This is a genomic window from Streptomyces geranii (assembly GCF_002954775.1).
GTDB lineage: Bacteria > Actinomycetota > Actinomycetes > Streptomycetales > Streptomycetaceae > Streptomyces > Streptomyces geranii.
Window position 1 is genome coordinate 97,046 of sequence record NZ_PJME01000015.1, and the last position, 17,402, is coordinate 114,447.

Sequence of the window (17,402 nt, forward strand, 5' to 3'; positions counted from 1 at the left end):
CCCTGAAGGGGCGCTCCATTCCCCCATTCTTTTGGAGATAGCGAGTATGAGCACGTCCATCCTGGAAGACGAGATCCGCGAGTTCGTTCTGACCGCGGTCATTGACGAGATGAACATCCTGACGAGCCGCGACGGCATCACGGACGACAGTCCGGTGACCGTCGGCGGGCTGGACGTCGACTCCCTGAGCCTGATCGAACTCACCCTGCGGCTGGAGTCGCGGTTCGGTGTCGAGATCCCCGACACCGACATCGAACCCCTGGCCACCCTCACCCTCGGCGGGCTCGTCACCGAGGTCGTACGACGCGGTGCGAAGGCATGAGCACGAGCACGGGGGCCGCCGGTACCGGCACCGGCATCACCCCTGATTCCGTACGGGAGTTGCTGTCCGACCGGAAGGTCTTCCCCGGGCTGCCGGACGACCTGGGCGAGGACGCCGAACTCGTCCTGGACTCCCTCGGGTTGGTGTGGCTGCTGCATGTCGTCGAGGAGCGGTACGGGCTGGTCGTCGAGCCCAGCGACGAGGACATCGCCGGACTGACCTCGCTGCGGCGGCTCACCGGGTTTCTGCGGAGCGCCCAGGAAGGGGGAGTTGGGGGTGAGTCGTGAGGTGACGGTCACCGGGTACGGCGTACGGACCGCTTTCGGTGCGGGCGTTGATGCCCTGCGGCGCGGGGTGTTCGCGGGGGTGCCGGCGTTCCGGGCGACCACTCGGTTCGACACCGGGCCGTACCGTACGGCGTTCGCGGCGGCAGCGCCCGAGGGTGGGGCGGATGCGGTTGAGGGGTGGGCGTTGCGGGAGGCGCTCGGGCAGTGCGGCGACGAGGCGTTGCTCATGGCCGGGCTTGGGGTGGGTTCTGAGGCTGCGGTGCTGCTTGGGGTTGCCGGGGATCATCAGAGTGTTACCCGGTACTGGCGGGGAGGTGAGGGGTCGGGTGTCGGGCGCGGGTCGGATGTGGCTGGTCGCGCCCACGCGGCGGAGCCGCAAATGTCACAGCCTCGCGCCCCTGAGGGGGCGCTCCCCTCGCCGGAGTTGAACAATGTCGCCGATGCCGTGCCCGCGCTGCTCGCCTCGCTGCTTGCCGGGCGGCTTCGTCTCGTCGGGCCCCAACTCACCTTCACCAACGCCTGTGTTGCCTCCGCCGCCGCGCTCATTCATGGCTGTCGGCTGATCTCCTCCGGGCGGGTCGACGTGGCCGTCTGTGCCGGTGGGTATCTCGTCGAGGAGGAGACCTTCGCGAAGTTCAACTCCGGGCGGGCCTTGTCGGGGGACGGGACGGTACGTCCCTTCAGTGCCGATCGCAGTGGGCTGCTCCTCGGTGACGGCGTCGCCGCCGTCGTGCTGGAGTCCGCCGAGCACGCCAGGCGGCGCGGGGCCAGGTCGCTCGCGTCCGTCGTCGGGTGGGGTGCCGCCACCGACGCGCACCACATCGCGCAGCCCCACCCGGAGGGTGTCGGTCTCGCGCGGGCCGCCCGGCAGGCGTTGCGGCTGGCCGGGGACCCGGACGGGGCGTCGCTCGACTACATCAACGCCCATGGCACCGGCACCAAGTACAACGACGGCGCCGAGACCCGGGGGCTGCACGCGGCCCTCGGCAAGCGGGCCGAGTCGATACCGGTCAGCTCCACCAAGAGCACCACCGGGCACCTCCTGGAGGCCGCGGGCGTCGTGGAGTTCGTCATCACGATGCTCACCCTGCTGGACGGCGTCCTCCCGCCGACCGCCGGATACCGCACCCCCGACCCGGAGTGCGACCTCGACTACGTCCCCAACACCCCACGCCCCGCCGACCCGCGCCGCGCGCTCACCATCAACGCCGCCTTCGGGGGCGCCAACACCGCACTCGTCCTGGAGCGGCCATGACGACCACGACCGACTCCCCGGACGTGCGTGCTTCCCTCTCCGTCCTCGCCGCCGCCACCGCCACTCACGGCACCGGCCGGGACGACGACATCACGCTGCCGAAACTGCCGGGCTTCATCGAGTCGGCGTTCAGCCCACTGGCCTACGAGGTCGCCGCGAGGTGTCTGACCCAGTGCCCGGGGGACGGTGACCGTACCGCCGTCGCGCTGGTCAGTCTGATGGGTGACACCACCACCGCCGACCTGGCCAGCCTGCGCATCGTGTCCGGACGCGTCCTCAGTCCCCTGCTGTTCATGCAGGCCACCGCCAACTCCGTGCTGGGGCACCTGAGTCGGGAGTTCGGGATCACCGGCCAGATGTTCAGCCTCTCCACCCTCGCCGACCCGCTCACCGAACTCCTGGACATGGCCGTCCTGTTGCTGGCGGAGGACCCCGAGCTGGACCGAATCCTGGTGCTCGGCGTGGAGCTGGGCGGCGGCGAGCGCGTGGCCGCCGTGCACCGCGAACTGGCCGCGGCCCACGGGGGTCCGGTTCCCTCGGTCTCCTCCGCCATGCCCGCGTCTGCCCTCCCCCCTGCCCCCGCCGGAGTCGCCGCCGCGCTGCTGCTCGGCCGGTCCGCCGGCACCGGCCGCCCGGTCGAGCAACCGGACGCCGCACAGGGCCTGTTCGAGCTGACCACCGCACATGCCGCCGCCCTCCCCGGACAAGGCACTACCGAGACGGAGACCCCCACCCATGCTCATCAGTAGGCAGGAGCGGGCCCGGATCTGCTCCGACACCGAACTGGGCGCCGGCAACGTCCTGGCCCGGCTCACCGCGTACGACCGGCCACGCGACGAGGTCGTCCTGCGGACCGACGGCAACTGGCAGGCCCCCGACGGGAGTCGGCCCACGCAGCTCACCCTCGGGGAGCTGTGCGAGGTCGTCGAGACCTACGCGGGCTGGTACGCCGCCCAGGGTGTCCGGCCCCGTGACCCCGTCGCCCTGCACTCCTACTCCAGCGCCGAGTTCGCGGTGAACTTCCTCGCGCTGACCTCCCTCGGCGCGATCCCGTCCTTCGTCAACGGCAACCTCCCGCCGGACATCGCGCGGGAGTACGTACGCAGGCAGGGTGCCGTGGGCGCCTTCACGGACCGGGAGCATCACGACGTCCTCTCGGCCGCCCCCGGCCTCGGCTTCTGCGCGACCGCCGCCGACATCCGCCCCGAGCACCGCGCCTCGCTCCCGCCCGCCCCGTCCTACCCCTACCGGCACGACCCCACCGACCCGGTGCTGATCTCGCACTCGTCCGGAACCACCGGTATGCCCAAGGGAGTTCCGCACACCCACCGCACGCTGATGTACGCGCAGCTGCACCGGCTGCGCTACTCCACCGGCACCGACATGGAACGCACCCTCGTCGGACTCCCCGGCGCGCACAACGCGATGGTGGCGACCCTGCTGTACTGCCTCCTCCTGCGCACCGACATCAAACTCCTCTCCAGCCAGCGCGGCGGCGAAGTCCTGGACGCCATAGAGGAGTTCAGGCCCACCACCGTGCTGGCCTTCGCCGGGACCTTCGGCGAGATGGCCGCCGAGGACCTCACCGCCCGCGATCTGTCCAGCGTGCAGGTGTGGTTCAACACCGGGGACGCGGCCCACGAAGCCCACATCCGGGCCCTCGTGCGGCACGGCAGCCACCAGACGATCGGCAAGGATCTGCGGCGGGTACGGGTCGACGGTTCCGTCTTCGTGGACGGGCTCGGCTCCTCCGAGGCCGGTTACTCCGTCTTCCACAACCGGCACACCAAGGACACCTCGGCGTACTCGCGCTGCGTCGGCCGGCCGATCAGCTTCGCGGAGGCCGCCGTACTCGCCGAGGACGGCACCCCGCTGCCACCCGGCGAGATCGGCCGCCTCGGCCTCAAGTCCCCCACGCTCACACCCGGTTACTGGAACGACTCGCTGACCTGGAACCGGATGCGCCTCGGCGGCTACTGGCTCACCGGCGACCTCGCCCACCAGGACGAGGACGGCAACTTCTACCACCTCGACCGCGCCCCGGACGCCATCCGCACCCGCGCGGGCGTGGTCTTCAGCACCCGTACCGAGGAACTCCTCCTCCGTGAACTGCCCGAACTGGCGGACTGCACGGTCGTCGGCGTCGCCGAGGACGGCGTACGGGCGGACTGGGACGGCGACGGGGTGGCGGACGCGTACGCGCTGCTCCAACTCGCGGACGAGACGAGACCAGAAGTCGGGGACGGTGACGAGGAGTTGACTCTCCGCGTGAACGCGGTCCTCAAGGCCGCAGGCCATCCGCCCATGACCCGCGCCCTGCGCATGAAGCCCGACGACGTCGCCAAGGGCGCCACCGGCAAGGTCCTCAAGCGGGTCATGCGCGACCGTTTCACCGCCTCCCTCGTTGCCGAGGAGCGCCGATGAGCACCGGAACAGAAGGGGTCAACTACCGTGCCCGGGCCAGTGAGGCGTACCGCCTCTGGTGGCAGCACGACGCCAACTGGTATCAGGCGGTGGCCGGTCGGTTCGGGCAGGAGGCCGCGAACGAGCTGAACGCCGAGGCGCTGCGCAAGGTCGCGACGCATGTCGGACAGCGCGTCGGCCGTCTCTCCGGCCCGCTTCCCGACACCGGCGACACCCGCAAGGACCTGGAGGAACTGCGCCGCCGGTACGACGACTGCGGCGACCGCATGTTCCCGCCCGAACTGCGCAACGCCGCCACGGAAGTCGAGGAGGACGACCTGATCGTCCTCACGCTGCGCCGCAGCTTCGCCGTCACCATGGTCCGGATGGCCGGCTCCCTGGACGGCTACCGCTGCCCCTGCACCGACATCCACGCGGGCTGGTCCGAGGGCCTCGGCGTGACCCTCGCCGAGAACCGCGCCGAGTCCTGTCTGCGCGACGGCGACAAGGCGTGCCGCCTGCTGATGCGCGTACGCACCCCCCTCAATCAAGCAACTGACGACGGTACGGAGGACTGAGCACCGTGCGGATACTTGTCGCCGGAGCCACCGGAGTGGTCGGACATCCGCTGGTCGGCGCGTTACGGGCGCGCGGGCACCAAGTGGGCGCGCTGGTAAGGGAGGAGTCCCGAGCCCGCGCTCCGGAGGCCGACTCGGTCGTGGTCGCCGACGCCCTCGACCGGGACGCGCTGTCGGCCGCCGTGTCGGACGTACGCCCCGACGTGGTCGTCCATCAGCTGTCGGCGCTGCGGCTGTTGCGCGACGACCCGCCGGAAGCCTTCGCGCGGACCGCCCGATTGCGTACCGAGGGCACCGCCAACCTCATCGCGGCGGCCCGTGCGGCCGGTGCCCGGCGGCTGGTCGCGCAGAGCATCGCCTTCGCCGCCGCGCCGACCGGAGACGCCGTCGTCGACGAGAGCGTGCCGCTGTACGTGGACGCCCCGGACCCGGGTTGGGCAGCGACCGTACGGGCCGTCGCCGACCTGGAGTCGCAAGTGCTCGACGGCGGAGGGGAGTTGAGCGGACTCGTGCTGCGGTACGGCACCCTCTACGGCCCCGGCACCGCCTACTCCCGTACCGAAGGGGGCACCGCCGGGCGGGTGTCGGCCGGGAAGCTGCCGCTGCCCGAGGGCGGGGCCGGGATCACCTCCTTCCTGCATGTGGAGGATGCCGTGGGGGCGGCGGTCGCGGCCGTCGAGTCGGCGGTGACCGGTGTCTTCCACATCACGGACGACGAACCGGCCCCGGCCGCCCAGTGGTTGCCCCACTTCGCGGACGCGCTCGGCGCCCCCGCCCCCCGGACGATCCCGGTGACGATGGCGCCCCGGCTGCTCGGCTGGTTCATGGCCCACCAGCTCACCACGGCGGCCGGCGCGTCAAATGCGCATGCACGTACGGAACTTGGCTGGAAGCCGCTGCGGCCGAGCTGGCGCGACGGGCTGGGCCAGGAATGACCGAACCCGCGCCAGGCTCTCGCCAGGCCGGTTCGCGCGAGGCCGTCGTCGTGTGTGTGATCGGCGCCGGTCCGCGCGGGCTCTCGGTCCTGGAGCGGCTCTGCGCCAACGCGGGCCGGGCCGGCCACCCGGTCGTCGTCCACCTCGTCGACCCGTACCCGCCGGGGCCGGGCGCGGTGTGGCGCACCGATCAGCCGCCCGAACTGCTGATGAACACGGTCGCCTCCCAGGTCACCCTGTTCACCGACGACAGCGTGCCGTGCGCGGGCCCGACGGTGGCGGGCCCGAGCCTGTACGAGTGGGCGCGCGCCCTGGACCCGGGGGCGTACCCGGCGCGGGTCCGCGCGGAGGCCCGGCGCATCGGCCCGGACACCTACCCGACCCGCGCCTTCCACGGCCACTACCTGGAGTGGGTCTTCCGGCACCTGCTGCGCACCGCCCCCGCCCAGGTCACGGTCCACACCCACCGCACGACGGCGACCGCGCTGACCGAAGCCCCCGCACGGGACAGGCGCCAGACGGTGACCCTGGCGGACGGCACGCGACTGACCGGCCTCGACGCGGTCGTACTCGCCCTGGGGCACGGCCAGTTGACCCCTGCCGGGGAGGAACTCGCCCTGCGCTCCTTCGCCGACCGGCACGCGGGGGCAGGCGTGGCCTACGTCGGGCCCGCCAACCCCGCCGACGCCGATCTGAGCGGCCTCCTGCCGGGCACGCCGGTCGCCCTGCGCGGGCTCGGGCTGAACTTCTTCGACCAGCTCGCGCTGCTCACCGAGGGCCGGGGCGGCACTTTCAAGCAGGGCGGCCGGGGAGCGGGCCTCGTCTACATCCCGAGCGGCAACGAGCCTGTGCTGTACGCCGGTTCGCGGCGCGGGGTGCCGTATCACGCGCGCGGCGAGAACGAGAAGGGCGCGCTCGGCCGCCACCACCCCCGCTTCCTGACCCCGGAGGTCATCGCCGGGCTGCGCCGACGCCCGGTCGGTTTCCGGGCGGACGTCTGGCCGCTGATCGACCGCGAGGTACGGACCGTCTACTACGAGGCGTTGATCCGGTCCGCCCAAGGCCCCTGGGCGGCGGCGGAGTTCGTACGGTCCTGCTTCGCGGGGCGCGATCCCGAGCCGGTGCTCCTCGACCGGTACGACGTACCGCCGGACGAACGCTGGGACTGGCGGCGCGTGGAACGGCCGTACGGCGAGCGGCACTTCGCGGACCGGGCCGCCTTCCGGCACTGGCTCCTCGCCCATCTGCGCCGGGATGTCGCCGCCGCCCGGCTCGGCAATGTGAACGGGCCGCTGAAGGCGGCACTGGACGCGCTGCGGGATCTGCGCAACGAGGTCCGGCTGGTGGTCGACCACGGCGGGGTGTCCGGGGAGTCGTACCGGGCCGAACTGGACGGCTGGTACACGCCGTTGAACGCGTTCACGTCGATCGGGCCGCCCGCGTTCCGGATCGAGCAGCTGATCGCGCTGATCGAGGCCGAGGTGGTGCGGGTGGTCGGTCCGGGGATGCGGGTCCGGGCGACGGAAGGCGCGGGGCAGGGGTTCCGTGGGGCCGGGTTCCTCGTCGACGCCGAAGGGGTGTCCGAGGCGCCGGTCGCGGTGAAGGCGCTGGTCGAGGCGCGGCTGCCCGACATCGACGTGCGGCGCAGCGCCGATCCGCTGCTGCGGGGGCTGCTGGCGGCAGGCGCGTGCGTCCCGTACCAGCCCGACCGGCGGCACGAGTTGGGCGGGGTCGCGGTGACCGACGGTGCGCCCCGCCTGCTGGACGCGTCGGGGCGGCCTCATCCGCGCCGGTTCGCCTTCGGGGTGCCGACGGAGGGGGTGCGCTGGGTGACGGCGGTCGGCATCCGGCCGGGAGTGGGCTCGGTGACCTTGGAGGACTCGGACGCGATTGCGCGGGCGGTGCTGCGGCTGGATGATCCCGAAGAAGCTGCACAGGATGGCGAACTGACCGTCCGTCAGGTGTCGAGCACAGGGAGCCGATGAGCATGAACGGGAGACAGGGGCCCGCTTCCGTGGGCACCGACGCGGGTCTGCTCGCCCCGACCTGGGCGGGTACGCCGGCGGCGGCCGAGGTGACCGACGAAGCGTGGCTGCAGGCCATGCTGGACGTCGAAGTGGCCCTGGCCCGGGCCCAGTCGGCGGTGGGGCTGACTCCGGCGGCGGCTGTCACGGTGATCGCGGCCGAGGCGCACGCCGACCGGCTCGACCTTGTCGCCCTGGCGCACGAGGCCCGGGCCGCCGCCAATCCGGTCGTCGCGCTCGTCACCGCCCTGACCGAGGTGGTCGCCGCGCAGGACCCGGCCGCCGCCGAGTACGTGCACCGGGGCTCCACCAGCCAGGACATCCTGGACTCGGCGGCGATGCTGATCGCCCGCCGCGTCCTGGACCTGATCGCCGCCGACCTCGAACGCACCGCCGCCGCCCTGGCCACCCTGGCCGACACCCACCGCCACACCGTCCTGGCCGGCCGCACACTGGCCCAGCACGCGGTGCCCACGACCCTCGGCCTGAAGGCGGCGGCCTGGCTGCGGCTGGTGCTCGACGCCCTGGCCCGGGTACGGACGGTAGGGTCCGCGCTCCCCGCCCAACTCGGTGGCGCGGCAGGCACGTTGGCCGCGTACCGCGAGTACGCGGCCCTCGACGGCGGCGCGGAGCGGGCGGCCGAGAGTACGGGCGGGATCGAACTGCTGGCCCCCTTCGCACAGGCCCTCGGGCTGGCCGAGCCGACGCTGCCCTGGCACACCGTACGGACGCCGATCGCCGAACTGGGCGCGGTGCTTCAGCTGGTCACCGGGGCGCTCGGCAAGTTCGCGCTGGACGTGCAGACGCTGTCCCGTACGGAGATCGGCGAGGTCTCCGAACCGGCGGCGGCCGGACGCGGGGCGTCGTCGGCGATGCCACAGAAACGCAACCCGGCGCTGGCCACGCTGATCGTGTCGGCGGCCCGCCAAGTCCCGGCGTACGCACTGGTGTTGGCGCAGTGCCTGCTGGCCGAGGACGAACGCCCCGCCGGGGCCTGGCACGCCGAGTGGCAGCCGTTGCGGGAGGCCCTGCGCCTCACGGGCGGCGCTGCGCACACGGCGGTGGAACTGGCGGAGGGCCTGATCGTCCACCCGAACCGCATGCTCGCCAACCTCCGACTGACGGGCGGAGCGGTCGTCACCGAGCGGCTGGCGGTGGCGCTGGCCCCGGTGCTCGGCAAGGCGAAGGCGAAGAAGCTGCTGTCGACGGCGTCGGCGGAGTCGGCGAACACGGGCCGCTCCCTGACCGAACTCCTGGCGGAGAGCGCGGAGTTGACGGCAGCCCTGCCCCCCGCCCGCCTCCAGGACCTGCTGGACCCGACCCGCTACACGGGCGCGGCGGACGCACTGGTCGACAGAGCACTGCGCGCGTACGAGAACGAGAACGAGGCCGAGCACGAGACCACGGCCAAGGCCAAGGCCAAGGCCAACGGAGGGGCGCGGTGAGCGAGTTAAGGCCGGACGGCACAGGGAAGCCCAAACCATCGGCATCCCCGTCACCTTCACCCCCATCCCCATCCCCGTCCCCGTCCCGGTCGTGGCCGATTCTGCTGGTCGTGGTCTGCGCCCAGATGCTGATCTGGCTGGACACGTCGGTCCTGAACGTCGCCGTCACCACCCTGGCCGACCCGGCGGACGGTCTGGGCGCGACCCCGGCGGAACTGGAGTGGGTGGCGAGCGCGTACACGCTCGTCTTCGCGGGCGCGCTCTTCGCGGGCGGTGCGCTGGCCGACCGTTTCGGCCCCCGGACCACGCTCCTTGCGGGCCTGGCGCTGTTCGGCGCGGCCTCGGGAGCGGGCGCGTTCGTGTCCTCCCCCGGCTGGCTGATCGTGGCGCGGGCCGTGATGGGCGCGGGCAGCGCGCTGCTGATGCCGGCGACGCTGTCGGTGATCGTGCAGAGCACCCCGGCGGAGAAGCGCACCCGGGCGATCGCGATCTGGAGTTCGTCGAGCGGCCTGGGCGTGGCCGTCGGTCCGGTGGTCGGCGGGGCGCTGCTCAGCAACTTCTGGTGGGGCTCGGTGTTCCTGGTCAACGTGCCGATCGTGGCGCTGTGCATGGCCGGAGTGGCAGCGGTCGTACCGGAGTTGAAGGGCCCGGCACGCCGACGGCTGGATCTGCCGGGCCTGGCGCTGTCGGTCGTGGGCCTCGGCGGAGTGGTCTACGGGATCATCGAGCTGGGCAACGGCCGTACCTGGTACGGCATCCACGTCCTTGTCCCGCTCCTCCTGGGCGGCGGTCTGCTGGCCGCGTTCGTGGCGGGTCAGCGCAGGTCGGCGGCGCCCAGCCTGGACGTACGGCTGTTCCGGCAGCCCGGATTCGCGGCCGGGAGCGTGGTGTTGCTGATCGCGTTCATGGCGCTGGCCGGTCACCTCTTCTACGCGGCCTTCTACCTCCAGGGCCCGCGCGGCCTCTCCCCCGCCGACGCCGGGACGGTGATGATCGCCGCGGCGATCGGCATCGTCCTGGGCAGCCAGGCGTCCCCCGCCATGAGCCGCTGGTTCACGGCCCGTTGGACGGTGGCGGCGGGCGTACTGGCGACGGCGGTCACGTACATCGCGTACGCCTGGCTGGACGGCGGCACCCCGATCTGGTTCATCGCGACACTGCTGTGGGTCCAGGGCTTCGGCATGGGCCTGGTCGGTACGCCGGTGACGGCCGTGATGATGAGCGGGGTGCCGCCGCAACTGGCGGGCGCGGGATCAGCGTTGAACAGCGTGACGCGGCAGGTGGGCGGAACGCTCGGGGTGGCGATGGCGGGCTCGATCCTGTCGGGGGTGTACCGGGCACGCATGTCGGACGCCTCCGAACTGCCTTCGGAGGTAAGGGAATTGCCTGCACCCACCCTGGAACGGGCCCGCACGTCCGCGGAGTCGGCCCGCGCCCTGGCCGACACCCTCCACCTCCCCGAACTGACGAAGGCGGCGGACCGGGCGTTCCTGGACGCGATGTACGCGGCCACCCTGTCGATCGCGGCCCTGGCGCTCATCGGCTTCGCGGTGTCGGTGGCGGGCCTGCGCACAAGAGCACCGAACCAGAACCTGAACGAGAACACGAACCCGCACTCCCCGACCCCGAACCCGAACCCGAACCCAAGGGTGGAATCCCCATGACGGAGGAGAGGAACTTGGAGAGCGAGGCCATGATGGCGCAGGCGACGCCCCGTTCGGTCTTCGTCACCGGCGGGAACAGGGGGATCGGGCTGGCCATAGCCCGCCGCTTCGCGACGGCGGGCGACCGGGTCGCGGTGACGTACCGGGACGGGAAACCCCCGGAGTCGGCCGGATTCCTGGCCGTACGCTGCGATGTGACGGACAGTCAGCAAGTGGACGAGGCCCTCGCCGAGGCCGAGGCGGCCCACGGCCCGGTGACGGTCCTGGTGGCCAACGCGGGCACGTCGAACGACCGTCTGCTGGTGCGGATGACGGAGTCGGACTTCACGTCGGTCATCGACACCAACCTCACCGGCGCCTTCCGGGTCACCCAGCGCGCGGTGCGCGGAATGCTCCGCGAGGGCCATGGCCGTATCGTCCTGATCTCCTCCACAGCCGCCCTGCACGGCTCGGCGGGCCAGACCAACTACGCGGCGGCGAAAGCCGGGTTGATCGGCTTCGCCCGCTCCCTCACCCGCGAGCTGGGCCCCAGGGACATCACCTGCAACGTGATCGCACCGGGCCTCACGGAGACGGACATGAGCGACGCCCTCACCCCCGACCAACGCCGAACCCTCCTCCGCCAGACCCCGGCCGGCCGCCTGGCCCGCCCCGAGGAGATCGCCGACGCGGTGACCTTCGTGGCGGGGAGAGGGGCGGGGTATGTGCGGGGAGCAGTGATTCCGGTGGACGGGGGCGCGGGGCTCGGGCACTGAGCCCGGACCTAGCATTCGCCCATGCGTCTATGGCGGAGTCATGACACGGTCGCGGCGATGAGTTCCCTCCCCCGCGATCCCCGGGCCGACGAGTATCCGATGCCCTTCGTCCCTTACGGGTGGTACGGGGTGCTGCGCAGTGGGGAGTTGCGGGCCGGGAAGGTCGTGAGTCTGCATCGGTTCGGGCGGGCGCTCATCGCCTTTCGGGGAGCCGACGGGCGGGCGACCGTGCGGGACGCGCACTGTCCGCACTACGGGGCGCATCTCGGCGCCGGGGGGAAGGTCGTGGACGGCACGGTCGTGTGTCCGTTCCACGGGTGGCGGTTCGGGGTGGACGGGGCCTGCGTGGAGGCGCCGTTCGCGGTCCGTACGCCCAAGGTGGCCCTCGGCGGGTTTCCCGTGCGGGAGCACAGCGGGCTCGTCTTCGTGTACGTCGGGCCCGGTGAGCCCTCCTGGGAGGTGCCGGAGATTCCCGAGACGGGGTCGCGGGACTTCGCCGCGCCGATCGACGACGTCTGCCGGGCTCGGGTCCATGTCCAGGAGATGCGCGAGAACATCGTCGACGAGTCCCACTTCCACTTCATCCACGGCCAGAGCGAGCCGCCCGTGCAGGAGTGGCGGGAGGACGGTCCGTACGCCGAGGCCCGTGGGCGGATCTCCCGGCGGGTGCTCGCCTGGGACATCAACAACACCTTCGACGCGTTCATGTACGGGCCCGGTGTGATGGTCGTCCGAGTCCACGGGCCGGTGCTGTCGGTGACCGCCGTCGCCCTCACCACCCCCCTCGACGACCGCACCAGCGAACTCCGCATGCTGTACTACCTGCGCAAACCCGCCCCCTTCCCCCTCCGGTTCCTGACGCCCGTCCTCAAGCTCGTCTTCCGCGCGGAGGCCCTCGACGAGGTACGGGAGGAGGTCGCGATCTGGGACCACAAGATCCACCAGGCCCGGCCGGTACTGCTCCCCCACGAGAAGGGGATACGGGCGCTGCGGCGGTGGTACGCGCAGTTCTACCCGGAGCAGTAGTCCGGCGTCGGCCGGTCGTTCATGAGTGACCGGATCGGTCCGGTCCCGGACCCGATGCGGCCTGTCCACCTCCCCGTCCTACGGCGGACCCTGGACGTATGACCCGAGCACTGATCGTCATCGATGTCCAGGAGTCCTTCCGCGCGCACCCCCTGTGGGAGACGATCTCCGAACCGAAGATCGCCGACAAGGTGAACCGGCTGGTCCGGCACGCCCGCCGGGCCGGGGACCTGGTGGTGTGGGTACTGCACTCCGAGCCCGGCTCCGGCGACGTCTTCGATCCTGCCCTCGGCCACGTCCGGCCGCTGGCGGAGCTGGAGCCGCCGGAGGACGGCGAACCCCTCGTCCACAAGACCTCGCACAACGCCTTCACCACCACCAACCTGCAGCAACTCCTCACCGAGCGCGGCGTCCGCGAACTCGCCGTCTGCGGTATCCGCACCGAGCAGTGCGTGGAGACCACCGCCCGCGTCGCGAGCGACCTCGGCTACCAGGTCACCTTCGTCGTCGACGCGACCGCCACCAACCCGGTCGCGCACCGCGACGCCCCCGCCGACCTGACGGTCGCCGAACTCCTCGCCGACCCCCGCACCCTGCCCGCCGACGAGATCATCCGGCGTACCGAGTACGCCCTCGCCGGCCGCTTCGCCACCATCGCCACGGTCGACGAGGTGGAGGCGGCGGCAGCCCCTCGGGCATAATGACCGAATCGTGAGCCACGTCGTCTTCTTCCTGGTACCCGGAGTCCATCTGCTGGACCTGGCAGGCCCCGCGCAGGTCTTCTCCACCGCGGCCGACTTCGGGCACCCCTACACCCTCGCCTACGTCGCCGAACGGCCCGAGGTCCCCACCGCACAGGGCCTGCCCCTGGTCGCCGCGCTCGACTGGCCCGAACTCGGCCCCGACGATCTGATCGTCGTACCCGGCTGGCGGGCCCGCACCCTCGCCGACTCGCCCCCCATCGCCGACGCCCACCTCAAGGTCCTACGGGACCACCACGCCCGGGGCGGCAGCGTGGCCAGCGTCTGCGCGGGCGCGGAGGCGCTCGGGCGGGCCGGGCTGCTCGGGGGCCGCCGCTGCACCACCCACCACGACGTGCAGGACGAACTGGCCCGGCGCCATCCCGGGACGGTCGTCGTCCGCGACGTCCTGTTCACCACCGACGACCGGGTGATCACCTCGGCCGGTATCGCCAGCGGCATCGACCTGGCCCTCCACCTCGTCGCCGGCCGCCACGGACCCGCCGTCGCCGCCCAGGTCGCCCGGGACATGGTCGTCTACGCCCGCCGCAACGGCCACGAACCCCAGTCCAGCGCGATGTTCCGGCACCGCTCCCACCTCGACGACACCGTGCACCGCGTCCAGGACCTCATCGACACCCGCTTCGCCGAGCCGCTCCCGCTGCCCGGCCTAGCCTCGGCGGCCGACGTCAGCGAACGCACCCTCACCCGCCTCTTCACCCGCGCCACCGGCCTCACCCCACTCCGCTACCAGCAGACCCTCCGCCTGGAACGCGCCGAACACCTCATCAGCCACGGCACCACGGTCGACGCCGCCGCCCGCTCGGTCGGCTTCGAGGACGCCCGGATGCTGCGACGGTTGCGGGCACGGCCGCCTCTTCCCGGCAGGCGGTAAGGACGAGGCGTCCGTCGGCTCCGCCTTCGTGGCTGTCCATCACCCGAGCATCACCGGGGAGAGGGGACGGGCGGCCAGGCATCAGCAGTGCGCCGTCCGACCAGTCATACGACGATGCAAGTCATCGCCGCCCACAGCAGCGGCGAGTGCTCGATCCGGCCCCCCGCCCGCCAGTTGTCCAGCTGCTCGCGCTGCCAGTCGCCCAACCTGCCCACCGGGTCCGGGTGTTCGTGTGCCGCGTCGATCGCGGTGATCGCCGCCGACAGGGGTCGTACGGACTCCGGGAGGGACGCCAGACGGTGGAAGGCGAAGCTTGTCGGGAGGGGCCAGCGGGTGGCTGTCACCAGGTCGGCGCCGTTGTGGAGCATGGCCGTCGCCAGGCCGAAGGACTCGGCGAAGCGCAGGTCGCCGCCGCTCTCGCAGGCGATCAGGGCCACCCGGGGCGGGGCCGGCCAGATGCGGGAGCCCGGTTCGCCGTCGGCGCGCAGTGGCAGGGTGCCGAGGAGCAGGTCCTTCGCCGACAGCGGGCGGTGGGTACGGATCGGGTCGGTCAGGCCGGTGGTGTCCGGGCCGCAGGACAGATGGAGCGTGCCGTCCTCGCTCTGGCCGCCCGCCACCGGGGCGCCGCTCACATGGCCGACGTAGAGAAGCCTGCGCGGGCCCTTGCGGAGGGCCTCGCTCAGCCAGTCCCGGTCCAGGTCGGTGCGGCGGAACGCCTCCGCCGGGGTGGTGACGGACGGTACTGCCGTGCCCGCGTCGAGGTGCTTCCGGACGAGGGAGAGCAGGTCCGGGTCCGAGCCAGGGGGGCCGAGGACCGAGCCGAGCGGGGAGTCGGCCCGGAATCCCGGGATTCGGGGGTCCAGGACGAGGACGACCCCGTCGGACTTCGCTTCGGACTTCGCTTCGGACTTCGCTTCGGGTTGCGCGTCCGGTGTCGGAGTCGGGCGGCGTAGTGATGTCGGTGCTGTCGTCGCGACGTCCGCGAGGTCTATCAGTCTTACGTTCGTATCCGTATCCGTGTCCGCGTCCAACGCTAGTAGTTCCCAGGGAACTTGGGCCACCCTCGGGGACGGCTGGACGCGGATCAGCGGGCGGTGGCCCGTGTGTGCCGCCACCTGGCGTATCTGCGCTGTCAGGCCCTCCGGCCACAGGGCTTCCGCCAGTCGGCGGGCCAGGCGGCGCTCGGCGGCGGGGTTCGCCAGTGCGCCCGAGGTGAGTGCCCGCGCCATTCCCGCCGCGCCCTTGCCCGACTCGGGCAACGCGGCTGCCAACTCCCGCACCGCTTCGTCGACTTCGTCGGCGGGGGCGTGTCCCGTGCCGAAGCCCTTCGCGCCGCCCGCCCAGGTCCAGGTCATGAACAGGTCGCCGGCGTCGGCCAGTCGGATCTGGACGACCGGCCGGTTCGTGAGGTCGTCGGTGATCCAGAAGGGGACCTCGTCGTCGTCCACGATCCGGCGGTGATAGCGGAACTCGGCCGCCGCGATGTACTCCTGGAGCGCGACCCGGCCGGGGCCCTGGGCGGCCATCCGCACCTTCGGCGGCGGCGCGACCCGCAGGCCCGCCGATGCCGCCGCCTCCGCCGCCACTCCCCCGAGCGCCAACGGGCCGTCGGCTCGCCCGTACGCCCTGTCCGCCTTCATGGCCGCGTTCGGGAACAGTCCCGGACCTGCCTCGCTGGGCGGCGTCAGTGCCAGGGACGCGCCCGCGCTGCGGTGTTCCACCAGCTCGAAGAGCAGGCCCTGGTCCTGTCGGCGGATCGCCAGCCGGAAGGCCAACTCCATTCCCTCGTCGGCGAGTTGGAGCCATTGTGCGCGGGCGTGGGCGGTGGCGAAGTCGTAGCGGGCCGCCTGGAGGGCCAGGGCGGCGGGGAGGGCGAGGGAGAGCGCGTCGGCGATCGAGCGCCGCTCGTGGTCGCCGTGGTCCGTCCGGACGAGGTTGTCCTCCAGGGTGGTCGCCAGCATGAGGTCGACCTGGGCGCAGCGCTCGTACACCTCCCGCTCCTGGTAGACGTCACGGGCCGTCTGGGCCAGGCGTTTCATCTCCTCGATGTCGCCACGGTCGTACGCGTGCCGGGCACCCAGCAGCATCGTGTCGGCGGCGGCGATCGAGGCGCCCAGTTCCTCGAAGCGGGCCAGGCTCGCCGTCGTCAGGTCGGCCGCGCCTGCCAAGTCGCCACGCAGGCCCGCGAGATGGGCCCGGGCCTGTTCGCAGACCGCCAGGTCCCCGTACAGCCCCTGCTGCTCGAAGTACGCGGACGCCTCCCCGAACAGCCGCTCCGCCAGGGCGTGTTCGCCCCGCTCCAGCGCTACCCACGCCCGGTGCGCGAGCATCGTCCGCTGCTCGCCGAGGTCACCCAGGGCGCGGTAGTGCTCCTCCGCGCGGGTCAGGTGGTCCTCGGCCGCGTCGAACCGGCCCGTCGAGGAGCAGATCAGGGCCAGGGTGGTCAGCAGCCTCGGTACCGTCTCCAACTCCGTTGCCCCGGCCGCCTGGAGGGCGGCGAGGAGTGCCGTCGCTTGGTCCTCCGCCGGGCCCCACTCGCCCCGGTCCATCAGCAACAGCACACGGCTAAGGGCCAGTTCGGATCCGCGCAGGCCCTCGGGGTCGTCGAACTCCGGGAGTCTGAGCGTCGCTTCGTCGAGGGCGGCCAGCGCCTCGTCCAGGCGGCCGGTCCTGCGCAGCAGGTCGGTTCTGCCGATCAGCGTGCGGAGCAGCATCTCCAGCCACAGCTGACGGCCGCGCGGGCCCATCGGATGCGACGCGATGCTGTCCAGCAGGGCGCGGGCGCGTCCGCCCGCCTCCTCCGCACCGGCCAGGTCCGTCGCGGTGAGCCGGACGCTCGCGAGGTTGGACAGCAGGTGTGCCCGCAGGAAACGTACGTCGGGCGAGTCCTCGATGGACTCCGCCAGCGTGAGCAACTCCGCGTACACGGCGCACGCTGCGGCGAGGTCGCCCGCCAGCTGGTGCTCCTCGGCCAGGGCGAAGGCACTGTCGAACGGCTCCCCGTACAGCTGCGGCACGCCCGCGCCCGCCTCTTGCGGCTCCCGCTCGTTCTCCTCGTTCGGCATGTGTCAGC

At 72.3% G+C, this 17,402-nt stretch carries 15 protein-coding genes; 14 read left to right on the forward strand and 1 reads right to left on the reverse strand.

Annotation, left to right across the window (positions count from 1 at the left end; translation table 11 throughout):
• Positions 1 to 46: 46 nt before the first annotated feature.
• The 14 genes from CW359_RS21345 (at position 47) to CW359_RS21410 (ending at position 14,329) form a co-directional block, all read left to right on the forward strand.
• A complete protein-coding gene (locus CW359_RS21345; protein ID WP_198655320.1) occupies positions 47 to 322 on the forward strand; it encodes an acyl carrier protein in 276 nt (91 codons plus the stop codon).
• Positions 319 to 609, forward strand: a complete 291-nt coding sequence (locus CW359_RS21350; protein ID WP_105971671.1) for a hypothetical protein — start codon at positions 319 to 321, stop codon at positions 607 to 609. Before CW359_RS21345 ends, CW359_RS21350 begins: the two co-directional genes overlap by 4 nt.
• On the forward strand, positions 599 to 1,864 hold the full coding sequence (locus CW359_RS21355; protein ID WP_105971672.1) for a beta-ketoacyl-[acyl-carrier-protein] synthase family protein: 1,266 nt from the start codon (positions 599 to 601) through the stop codon (positions 1,862 to 1,864). The genes CW359_RS21350 and CW359_RS21355 overlap by 11 nt, the downstream gene beginning before the upstream one ends.
• Entirely contained in the window at positions 1,861 to 2,613 is a 753-nt protein-coding gene (locus CW359_RS21360; protein ID WP_105971673.1) for a hypothetical protein, read from the forward strand. Before CW359_RS21355 ends, CW359_RS21360 begins: the two co-directional genes overlap by 4 nt.
• Positions 2,600 to 4,288 carry a class I adenylate-forming enzyme family protein gene (locus CW359_RS21365; protein WP_105971674.1) on the forward strand — a complete coding sequence of 563 codons (1,689 nt, stop codon included), beginning with the start codon at positions 2,600 to 2,602 and terminating at the stop codon, positions 4,286 to 4,288. Before CW359_RS21360 ends, CW359_RS21365 begins: the two co-directional genes overlap by 14 nt.
• Positions 4,285 to 4,845, forward strand: a complete 561-nt coding sequence (locus tag CW359_RS21370; protein ID WP_105971675.1) for a hypothetical protein — start codon at positions 4,285 to 4,287, stop codon at positions 4,843 to 4,845. The genes CW359_RS21365 and CW359_RS21370 overlap by 4 nt, the downstream gene beginning before the upstream one ends.
• Before the next feature lie 5 nt (positions 4,846 to 4,850).
• The gene (locus CW359_RS21375; RefSeq protein WP_105971676.1) at positions 4,851 to 5,780 is read left to right on the forward strand and encodes an NAD-dependent epimerase/dehydratase family protein; all 930 of its coding nucleotides are present in this window, start codon (positions 4,851 to 4,853) and stop codon (positions 5,778 to 5,780) included.
• Positions 5,777 to 7,765 (forward strand): FAD/NAD(P)-binding protein, encoded by a 1,989-nt coding sequence (locus CW359_RS21380; RefSeq protein WP_105971677.1) that lies wholly within the window; start codon positions 5,777 to 5,779, stop codon positions 7,763 to 7,765. Before CW359_RS21375 ends, CW359_RS21380 begins: the two co-directional genes overlap by 4 nt.
• Positions 7,762 to 9,249 (forward strand): nitrosuccinate lyase, encoded by a 1,488-nt coding sequence (locus CW359_RS21385; RefSeq protein WP_105971678.1) that lies wholly within the window; start codon positions 7,762 to 7,764, stop codon positions 9,247 to 9,249. The genes CW359_RS21380 and CW359_RS21385 overlap by 4 nt, the downstream gene beginning before the upstream one ends.
• 110 nt (positions 9,250 to 9,359) lie before the next feature.
• Positions 9,360 to 10,913, forward strand: a complete 1,554-nt coding sequence (locus tag CW359_RS21390; protein ID WP_232838504.1) for an MFS transporter — start codon at positions 9,360 to 9,362, stop codon at positions 10,911 to 10,913.
• Between the two features lie 32 nt (positions 10,914 to 10,945).
• Positions 10,946 to 11,668 carry a 3-oxoacyl-ACP reductase FabG gene (fabG, locus tag CW359_RS21395; RefSeq protein WP_105971753.1) on the forward strand — a complete coding sequence of 241 codons (723 nt, stop codon included), beginning with the start codon at positions 10,946 to 10,948 and terminating at the stop codon, positions 11,666 to 11,668.
• Between the two features lie 57 nt (positions 11,669 to 11,725).
• The gene (locus CW359_RS21400) at positions 11,726 to 12,694 is read left to right on the forward strand and encodes a Rieske 2Fe-2S domain-containing protein (protein ID WP_232838505.1); all 969 of its coding nucleotides are present in this window, start codon (positions 11,726 to 11,728) and stop codon (positions 12,692 to 12,694) included.
• 98 nt (positions 12,695 to 12,792) lie between these two features.
• Entirely contained in the window at positions 12,793 to 13,395 is a 603-nt protein-coding gene (locus CW359_RS21405) for a cysteine hydrolase family protein (protein WP_105971680.1), read from the forward strand.
• Between the two features lie 10 nt (positions 13,396 to 13,405).
• Positions 13,406 to 14,329 (forward strand): GlxA family transcriptional regulator, encoded by a 924-nt coding sequence (locus CW359_RS21410; RefSeq protein WP_105971681.1) that lies wholly within the window; start codon positions 13,406 to 13,408, stop codon positions 14,327 to 14,329.
• Between the two features lie 104 nt (positions 14,330 to 14,433).
• Here CW359_RS21410 and CW359_RS21415 read toward each other — a convergent pair whose 3' ends face one another.
• Positions 14,434 to 17,394 carry a CHAT domain-containing protein gene (locus tag CW359_RS21415; protein ID WP_105971682.1) on the reverse strand — a complete coding sequence of 987 codons (2,961 nt, stop codon included), beginning with the start codon at positions 17,392 to 17,394 and terminating at the stop codon, positions 14,434 to 14,436.
• Positions 17,395 to 17,402 lie beyond the last annotated feature (8 nt).

Coding starts and splice junctions, on each gene's coding strand:
- CW359_RS21405 (WP_105971680.1), top strand. CDS start 12,793: ATGACCCGAGCACTGATCGTCATCGATGTCCAGGAGTCCTTCCGCGCG.
- fabG (WP_105971753.1), top strand. CDS start 10,946: ATGGCGCAGGCGACGCCCCGTTCGGTCTTCGTCACCGGCGGGAACAGG.
- CW359_RS21415 (WP_105971682.1), bottom strand. CDS start 17,394: ATGCCGAACGAGGAGAACGAGCGGGAGCCGCAAGAGGCGGGCGCGGGC.
- CW359_RS21400 (WP_232838505.1), top strand. CDS start 11,726: ATGAGTTCCCTCCCCCGCGATCCCCGGGCCGACGAGTATCCGATGCCC.
- CW359_RS21385 (WP_105971678.1), top strand. CDS start 7,762: ATGAGCATGAACGGGAGACAGGGGCCCGCTTCCGTGGGCACCGACGCG.
- CW359_RS21350 (WP_105971671.1), top strand. CDS start 319: ATGAGCACGAGCACGGGGGCCGCCGGTACCGGCACCGGCATCACCCCT.
- CW359_RS21380 (WP_105971677.1), top strand. CDS start 5,777: ATGACCGAACCCGCGCCAGGCTCTCGCCAGGCCGGTTCGCGCGAGGCC.
- CW359_RS21345 (WP_198655320.1), top strand. CDS start 47: ATGAGCACGTCCATCCTGGAAGACGAGATCCGCGAGTTCGTTCTGACC.
- CW359_RS21370 (WP_105971675.1), top strand. CDS start 4,285: ATGAGCACCGGAACAGAAGGGGTCAACTACCGTGCCCGGGCCAGTGAG.
- CW359_RS21360 (WP_105971673.1), top strand. CDS start 1,861: ATGACGACCACGACCGACTCCCCGGACGTGCGTGCTTCCCTCTCCGTC.
- CW359_RS21365 (WP_105971674.1), top strand. CDS start 2,600: ATGCTCATCAGTAGGCAGGAGCGGGCCCGGATCTGCTCCGACACCGAA.